The 7,659-nt window shown below is 64.7% G+C and carries 6 protein-coding genes; 3 read left to right on the forward strand and 3 right to left on the reverse strand.

What is annotated here, in order from left to right; all coding sequences use genetic code 11:
• The first annotated feature begins 9 nt into the window (after positions 1–9).
• Positions 10–1,125, forward strand: coding sequence for an FUSC family protein (locus ACUYV6_RS11685; RefSeq protein ID WP_449278854.1), 1,116 nt, complete (start codon positions 10–12; stop codon positions 1,123–1,125).
• On the opposite strand, the gene ACUYV6_RS11690 is transcribed toward ACUYV6_RS11685, so the two are convergent.
• Entirely contained in the window at positions 1,064–2,440 is a 1,377-nt protein-coding gene (locus ACUYV6_RS11690; protein WP_449278855.1) for an APC family permease, read from the reverse strand. The genes ACUYV6_RS11685 and ACUYV6_RS11690 overlap by 62 nt on opposite strands.
• A 165-nt stretch (positions 2,441–2,605) precedes the next feature.
• Here ACUYV6_RS11690 and ACUYV6_RS11695 point away from each other — a divergent pair, with 165 nt between their 5' ends.
• Entirely contained in the window at positions 2,606–3,223 is a 618-nt protein-coding gene (locus tag ACUYV6_RS11695; RefSeq protein ID WP_449278856.1) for a flavodoxin family protein, read from the forward strand.
• A gap of 645 nt (positions 3,224–3,868) precedes the next feature.
• Here ACUYV6_RS11695 and ACUYV6_RS11700 read toward each other — a convergent pair.
• Both ACUYV6_RS11700 and ACUYV6_RS11705 read right to left on the reverse strand, forming a co-directional pair.
• On the reverse strand, positions 3,869–4,549 hold the full coding sequence (locus ACUYV6_RS11700; protein ID WP_449278857.1) for a response regulator: 681 nt from the start codon (positions 4,547–4,549) through the stop codon (positions 3,869–3,871).
• Positions 4,546–5,679: a sensor histidine kinase gene (locus ACUYV6_RS11705; RefSeq protein ID WP_449278858.1), complete on the reverse strand. Its 1,134-nt coding sequence runs from the start codon at positions 5,677–5,679 to the stop codon at positions 4,546–4,548. The genes ACUYV6_RS11700 and ACUYV6_RS11705 overlap by 4 nt, the downstream gene beginning before the upstream one ends.
• A 122-nt stretch (positions 5,680–5,801) precedes the next feature.
• On the opposite strand from ACUYV6_RS11705, the gene ACUYV6_RS11710 reads away from it, so the two are divergent.
• On the forward strand, positions 5,802–7,286 hold the full coding sequence (locus ACUYV6_RS11710) for a serine hydrolase domain-containing protein (protein ID WP_449278859.1): 1,485 nt from the start codon (positions 5,802–5,804) through the stop codon (positions 7,284–7,286).
• The last annotated feature ends 373 nt before the right edge of the window (positions 7,287–7,659 follow it).

A 7,659-nucleotide genomic window follows, 5' to 3' on the forward strand; every position in this document is an offset into this window, starting at 1 on the left:
CAGGTACGGATGAAGCAGTTTCTGCACCGTGTCGGCACCGCCGCGGTCGCGATGGTGCGGCCGGCGCGACTGCTGGTCGCCCTGAAGATGACGGTCGCCGCGACGACGGCGTGGGTTGTCGGGAACCTGATTCCGGGTGAACTCGACGACTACGCGTACTACGCACCGTTCGGGGCGCTGATCGCGATGACGCCGACGATCATGTCGTCGCTGACTTCGAGCATCAAGGCGCTCATCGGTGTACTCCTGGGGCTGCTCGCTGCGTGGGCGCTCATCTTCATGGGCGTCAACGGCGTTCTCGCAGTGGCCCTGGCCGTCGGCATCAGCACCATGCTCGCCGGGATCCCGGGCCTCGGCACCGGTCGCGACTACATCCCGCTCGCCGCGGTGTTCGCCTTCGTCGTCGGCGGTCCTGACGTGAAAGACTTCTCGTTCGGGTTCGCCGTGCAGTTCGCCCTCGGTGCGGTGCTCGGGATCGCGGTGAACATCATCATCCCGCCGCCGCTGGAGACGGCCACGGCCAAGCACTCGGTTCAGGATCTGCGCAGTCGCGTCGCGGATGTCGTGGAGCGTATCGTCGACGAACTCGGCGACGACACCGGCATCGGCTCGTCGTGGACCGATCTGATCACCGACCTCGAAACCGCGGCGGGCGGAGCACACGATGATCTGCGCCTGGCCCGCCTGAGCCGACGCGGCAACCTCCGCGCCCGTAACTCGCAGGCGCGCGTGGGCGACACGCAATCCGTGCTCACCAGCCTGCAGCGGATCATCAGGCAGCTCCACGAGTTCGCCCAGGCCTTCATCGTCGATGCGCGCGAGGGCGAAGCGCCGGAGCAGGAAGCGGCTCCGCGCATCCCCGAAAGAATCCGGGACAGCCTCGCGATCGCCGGCATGAGCGCCGCCGCCCTCATCCGAGATCCACAGAACCGCGCTGACCGCGGTCAGCGCGAGAGGGCACTCGCGAAGTTGCACGAAGTCGAGAAGAGCTTCGACGGGGACCAGTCGACGGACGTGCACCTCCGGCAACGCGTGTCGGTGGTCGCCTATACCCTGCGTCAGATCATCGCCGAGGCCTGCGCACAGGCATCGGATCAGCAGCGCGATCCTGGGCATCCTTCGTGATCCGCGCGCCTGTGCGCCGCCGTTCCCATCGCGCGAGCAGATAGAGCACGACGCCGACGGCGAGCAGCGCCGCCCCGAACAGCCATACGACGGGGCGCTGCTGCGTGAGCAGCAGGATGCAAGAGGCGATTCCGAGCACCGGGACGAACGTCCAGACGCGGAAGTGCGCGTGCTCGACCTGGTCGCGGCGGAGCACGAGAACGGAAACGTTCGCGCTCAGGAACACGAAGAGCAGGAGCAGCACCACCGTCTCGGCGAGCGTCGTCAGGTCGCCGACGAGAGTGAGCATCACGGCGACCAGCGTCGTGGCGACGATGGCTACCCAGGGCGACTTCCGCCGGGGGAGCACGCGGGCCAGCGCCTGGGGCAGGAGGTTCTGCTCGGCCATCCCGTACGCCAAGCGGCTCGCCATGATCATCGTGAGCAGCGCGCCGTTCGCCACCGCGATGAGGGCGATGAGGCTGAACAGCCACGACGGCACGCTGACGCCGGTCGCCTCGACCACCGCCAGCAGCGGCCCGCTGGACTCCTGCAGCTCATCCAGGGGAACGGCCGAGGCGCTGGCAAGGCCCACGAGCACGTAGACGACGCCCGCGGCGGCGAGAGCGGCGAACAGCGCCCTCGGATACGTCTTCGTCGGCGCCTTGACCTCTTCGATCACGTTGGCGGACGTCTCGAATCCAACGAACGAGTAGTAGGCGACGACCGCGCCCGCGAGCACCGCCGCTCCGACGCCAGTTCCTTCCGGAGCCTGCAGGACGCGCGCCGTGTCGCCGCCTCCGCCTGCGACGAAGATCCCCACCACGACGATGACGATGACCAGACCGCTCACCTCGATCGCCGTCATCACGAGATTCGCGCCCAGCGACTCACGGATCCCGCGCGCGTTCAGCGCCGCGACGAGGGCGAGGAAGGCGATCGCAACCGGTGTCACGGGCAACTCCACGAAGGTTCCGAAGTACTCTCCGGCGAACGCGATCGAGAGCCCCGCGGCGCTGGTCACCCCGGCGGCCAGCATGCAGAACCCCACGAGGAAGGACACGAGGGGGCTGCGGAAGGCCCGCTCCGCGAACACCGCCGCCCCACCCGCTCGCGGATATTTCGTGACCAGCTCCGCGTAGGAGCCCGCCGTCAGCATCGCCAGCAGCAGAGCCAGCAGCAGCGGCGCCCAGAGGAGCCCGCCCACCTTCTCGGAGAGCACGCCCATCAGCGCGTAGACGCCCGCGCCAAGGACGTCGCCGAGGATGAACGCGAACAGCAGGGGACCGGTGATGGCGCGCCTCAGGCGCTCAGGGGGTTGCGTATCGGTCGTCATGGTCGAACATCGAACCCCCATGTCACGACCGCCGACAAGGGGATTGACAGTCGCACGCGTCTCCGGTTCGTGCCGTACGGTCGCGCAGGGCGGTGCCCATACCCGCTGCGCCCCGAATCCGAAACCCCCTGGCCTGCCGCACACACTGCACCTAGATTCGCCGACATGAGAGATCAGAAGCTGAAGGCACTGGCGCTGAACTGCACGCTGAAGCCCTCGCCCGCCGAATCGAGCACCCAACTGATGGCCGAACTGCTCCTCGACGGACTCCGGGAACGCGGCGTCGACGGCAATGCGATCCGCGTCGTCGATCACAATGTACTGCCAGGCGTCGAGGCCGACATGGGCGAGGGGGATGCTTGGCCCAAACTGCGTCGCCGGGTCCTCGACGCCGACATCCTGGTATTCGTGACGCCGACATGGCTCGGTCAGCCCTCGAGCGTGGCTCAGCGGACGTTGGAGCGCCTGAACGCCGAGCTGAGCGAAACCGACGACGAGGGCCGGCCGATCCTCTTCGACAAAGTGGCGGTCGTCGGCGTCGTCGGCAACGAGGATGGTGCCCACCACATCACCGCAGTGCTCTTCCAGGCGCTGAACGACATCGGCTACACCGTGCCCGCACAGGGTTCGGTCTACTGGAACGGCGAGGCCATGCACAAGACCGACTTCAAGGATCTCGCCGAGACCCCCGACACCGTCAAGTCGTCGATGGAGACCGCGGCGACACATGCCGTGCATCTCGCAGGCAGTCTCCGCGACGGTGGCTACCCGTCACCTCGCTAGCGCCATATCCTCGGCGCGAGCGTCCCGGCGACGACAACGAGATCCGGACAAGAACAGTCCGGTCGATCTCAATGGTTCAGTCGCGGAGCTGAACCGTAGCAGCAGGGGATGGTTGCGGTACCCCGAGAGAAGACCGACACTGCGCTTCCCAAAGCCATCCCGAACGAGAGACAGGCACCGGAGTGGCGATCCCGCACCGACGCAGTCGACCGCAATGGGAAACTCTCCCTCAGATACGCCGGTGGACTCCGTCACCTGGGCGTCGGGCGCGCGCATGCCGGTGTTTAGACCTGATCGGGTGTCAACACGATGAACCCACGAAAAAGTCCCGAGCGCGACACCGCTTGTCAACGATGTCGCGACTCAGGACACTCGTGGGCGAGGGGGGACTTGAACTGACCTCGGCCCCCTCGCGCCGCGAATCTCGTAGAGCGTTCTGCCGCATGAAACCGACGATCTACGACATCTGACCTGTGGATAACTCCATCTCGATACCCCGGCCTACAGGTTGTTTAGCACTTTCGTTAGCACTTCTTGCGGCTTGGAGAACCGTGGAACCTCGGTTCGGGCTACACCCTTGGCCGACCTGCTACGAGGCTTCAACTCGCTAGTTCGTATCGGAGCACTCATCATTTGTCTGGTTGACTAGAGCAGACCGGCTTGATGGGCGAGTACGGCGGCCTGTACTCGACGCTCTACGCCGAGGCGTTGAAGCACTTCGCTGACATAGCCTTTAACTGTTGCTTCGGAGAGATACAAGCTGCTGGCGATTCGGGCGTTGTCCTCTCCTCGTGCGATCCCGAGGAGGACTTCGTGTTGACGCGGGGTGAGTCGTGAGACAAGCTCGTGGGCGTCGGCTTGCCTCGTCATCGGACCGGCAGCGTTCTCCAGTAACCAGCGGGCCACGACGGGCGATAATGCCGCACCGCCAGCTTGGACGGTGTGCACCGCGTTGACCAGGTCTTCCGGGGCGCTGGCTTTCGTCACATATCCGTCTACCGACACTTCTACAGCTCGTCGCAGATACTCAGTGTCGGCGAACGTCGTCAACACGACCAGTCGCGCAGGTACCCCTGCCGCGCGCAGGTCTGCGATCGCATCGAGCCCCGATCGGCCCGGCATCCTCACGTCCATCAACACAACGTCACACTGAGCCTTTCGTACCGCGGGAACGATGCCGAGACCGTCTCCGTGTTCGAGGACGACACGGATGCGTGGATCGTTTTCGAGGATCGTGCGCAGGCCCGCTCGGATGAGCGGTTCGTCGTCGATCAGTGCGACACGGATCGCCTGGGAACCGTCGTTGACATTCGGTGCCGGGGTCATGGTGCTGGGATAATCGTCGTCGAGTTCACTTGCCCGTTCGTAAAACAGACTTCGTAGACCTCGGTTCGCTCGAAGGGACTGAAAGTCGACTCGTAGTGGCGGCAGTCCCCTGATCCCACTTGCTGCGGCGGTGCTTCCATCTCCACAATCGGAAGCCGGGAGCGGGCGCTGCTCTCAGATTCCCCGACGGTGATGGCGGCGAAATCTGTGGCGGAAAGGCGGGAGAGCGCAGCCTGACCGAGCACCATGCCCACGGGAATCGCGATCATGAGCGCGGCAGTCGCCACGGGAAGAGCGATGAGCATCCGCCGCGTTCGGCGGCGCCGATGCGCGAGCGCATGTCGAGCTTCGTTCACTCCGGTGGTGGCCTGTAGCGGCAGACTCGCTCGGATATGCCAACCGTCACCACTGGGTCCGGTTTTCAGTGAACCGCCCAACTCTTCGACCTGGGTGCGAAGCCCTCGCAGTCCGCGTCCGCCTGTGGGTGTGATGGTCGGCCCGACCGCGGTATCGACTGCATCGTTCTCCACACCGATGACGACCTCGCCACGGTCGCTTCGGATACGGATGCGGATCGGTGCTCCGGGTGCGTGGCGCAGCGCGTTCGTGCATCCCTCTCGCACCACCGAAATCGCGGTGCTGGTCGTGGTCGACGACGGCGTCAATCCAGCCAGGTTCCTCGCGACCTGAATATCGACCTGCACCGGGGTCTCAGTTTGACGGACAGTATCGGCGATGTGTTCGATACTTTCCTCCAATCCCGAGTCTTCTGCCTCCAGGCTGAGACCGCTGACTGACCGGTTCAGCGCCTCGACGCACTCTGCGATGGAAGCGCGCAACCGTTCGAGATCGGGAGCGAGATGCGTGCCTGCGCGCGTGCGTAGAGCGGCGGCCTCGATCGAAGCGAGCGTGAGGCGATGACCGAGATCATCGTGGATCGTCCGCGAAAGCTCGGCGGCATACTCCGAACGGATACGCTGCTCGGTCTCGACGGCGCGCGATTCTTTCTGCGCTGCGAGTTCCCAACCAAGTTCTGCCTCCTGACGGCGTAACAGCAGCAGACGCCCCGCAAGCACAGCCGCGACGGACACTGGCAGCGAGATCGCGACCCAAACCAAGACATCAGACATGCTTCACATTCTCCCGGCCTTACCTTTCCGCATACACCCCGCCGTTCGGGGGTACTTTGCTATGCGAGGAGGGGCCGGACGGCCCTGCCGCCGCGCGTTCACAAGTTTCTACCGTGAGATACATGAGCAGGACGGTAACGATAGCAACGACGACGCACTCCCGATTCACGCGCACTCGTGTGGCCGCTGCCATTGGCGTGGCCCTCGCGCTCATGGCGCAGATCATGCCTATCCAGGCCGCCTCGGCTGCACCGCAGGAGGACGTCCAGGGATGGCTGGATGAGGTGGTCGCGAGCGGAGTTCCGGCGATCGCCGTCGTCGTCACACACGGGAACGAGATCGCGGTGGAAGCTGGCGCAGGGCAGGTCGACGGTCGCCCGGTCGATGAGCACACATCATTCCGCATCGAGTCGCTCTCGAAATCGTTTACCGCGACCGCGGTCATGCAACTCGTCGAGGAGAAACGGGTTGACCTCGATGTGCCGGTAACGCAGTATCTGCCGGATCTGCGACTCGATGACGAGCGTGCCGAGAGCATCACTGTGCGACAACTCCTGAATCAATCGAGCGGAATCAGCGACGCGACGCTCGGGTTCGACCAATACGCTGCCGGACCGCAGACTCCGCGAGAAGCAGGCGAACTGCTGTCGCGCAGTCGACTTGCCTTCGACCCCGGAACGGATTGGGCCTACTCGAATCCCAACTACTGGATCTGCGCCCAGCTCATCGAAAAAGTCTCCGGCCAAGATCTGGATACCTATCTGCAACAGAACATCCTTAACCCGCTAGGAATGGATGAGACTACGAGTGCGTCCACCAGCGGTCAGGTTCAGGGTGCTCCGGGGCATGCGCAGGCGTTTGGGGCACCGGTTCGAGTCACCGGTCCCGACAGTTGGGTCGCTGGGGCTGGTGGCGTGACATCCACGGCTCACGACCTGGGCATCTGGCTCCGCTTCCAGCACGGTGTGCTGCCCGGTGGTGGGGAGGTGCTGTCCACGGCAATGCGCGACGAGATGCACCGCCGCCAAGCACCGGAAGGGGGCCTGTATGCGCTGGGCTGGTACAGCGGCCCACCAGCTGATGGCGGCGTCGAGCGGGTCTCACACTCCGGTGTCGGCGCCGGGACCGGTGCCTACCAGGGGCTGTTCCCGGGCGAGACCGGCATAGCAGTCCTGCAGGCGAGTTCGGCACCGGATCCCTACGAGATAGCCGCCTCGCTATATGAAGCGTCGTCGACCGGGGAACTCCGGGGCCCGCCATCAGCACCGGGGCCGGGCCGCGACATCGTGATCACCCTCGTCACCATTGCGCTTCTCAGCCTTTGCACGCGAGGGATTGTGCGGAGCGCGCGTTGGGCAAGGCGTCTCGGGAAGATCCGCGCCGCCATCACGGTCGGGATCGGCGCTGTCGTGGCAGCGGTGCTGTTCACAGTTCCCGTATGGGGCTCCGCTATCTTGGGGCGCGCCGCTACCTGGCCCATCCTGTTCGCTGCAGCACCGATCCCCGTCATCGCGGTCCTAGCAGTAGCGGTCGGAGTTGGCCTGCTCACCATCGCGCGACTCGCTCACCTCATCGCCTGTGTTGCGACAGATCAGCATGGTCAGTAAACGGAAAACGTAGAACCCTGCTGTCGATCGCGGCGCAGTCACTCTCCCGTCGATGGCAGCCAAGCCTTGCCTCGTCGATAAGCGCTGAATACTCGCCCAACGCAGCAACGCTTCGCTTTCCCTCCTCCGCTCCGCGCAGGCTCCTCTAACTCATCCCTGTTCTTCTGAATGAACATCTACTCCCACGTCACCCCGACCGACCATGGAGCGGTCGGCTGTGACCCGCTTCGCCGCCCATCTGAGCAAGGGGGTTATAGGCCAGAAGGAGTGGATGGGATCCTGATCTAGCCGCAGGATCACGCGGTAGAACAAGGATCGTTATAGTCCGGCACCCTTAACTGTGCCGACCTCTCTCAACTCGACCGTGTGTCTG

The organism is Leucobacter sp. GX24907 (genome assembly GCF_053567335.1).

Excerpts from the sequence above, each read along its gene's own strand:
- ACUYV6_RS11705 (WP_449278858.1), bottom strand. The coding sequence starts at position 5,679 with ATGTCTGATGTCTTGGTTTGGGTCGCGATCTCGCTGCCAGTGTCCGTC.
- ACUYV6_RS11695 (WP_449278856.1), top strand. The coding sequence starts at position 2,606 with ATGAGAGATCAGAAGCTGAAGGCACTGGCGCTGAACTGCACGCTGAAG.
- ACUYV6_RS11685 (WP_449278854.1), top strand. The coding sequence starts at position 10 with ATGAAGCAGTTTCTGCACCGTGTCGGCACCGCCGCGGTCGCGATGGTG.
- ACUYV6_RS11700 (WP_449278857.1), bottom strand. The coding sequence starts at position 4,549 with ATGACCCCGGCACCGAATGTCAACGACGGTTCCCAGGCGATCCGTGTC.
- ACUYV6_RS11710 (WP_449278859.1), top strand. The coding sequence starts at position 5,802 with ATGAGCAGGACGGTAACGATAGCAACGACGACGCACTCCCGATTCACG.
- ACUYV6_RS11690 (WP_449278855.1), bottom strand. The coding sequence starts at position 2,440 with ATGACGACCGATACGCAACCCCCTGAGCGCCTGAGGCGCGCCATCACC.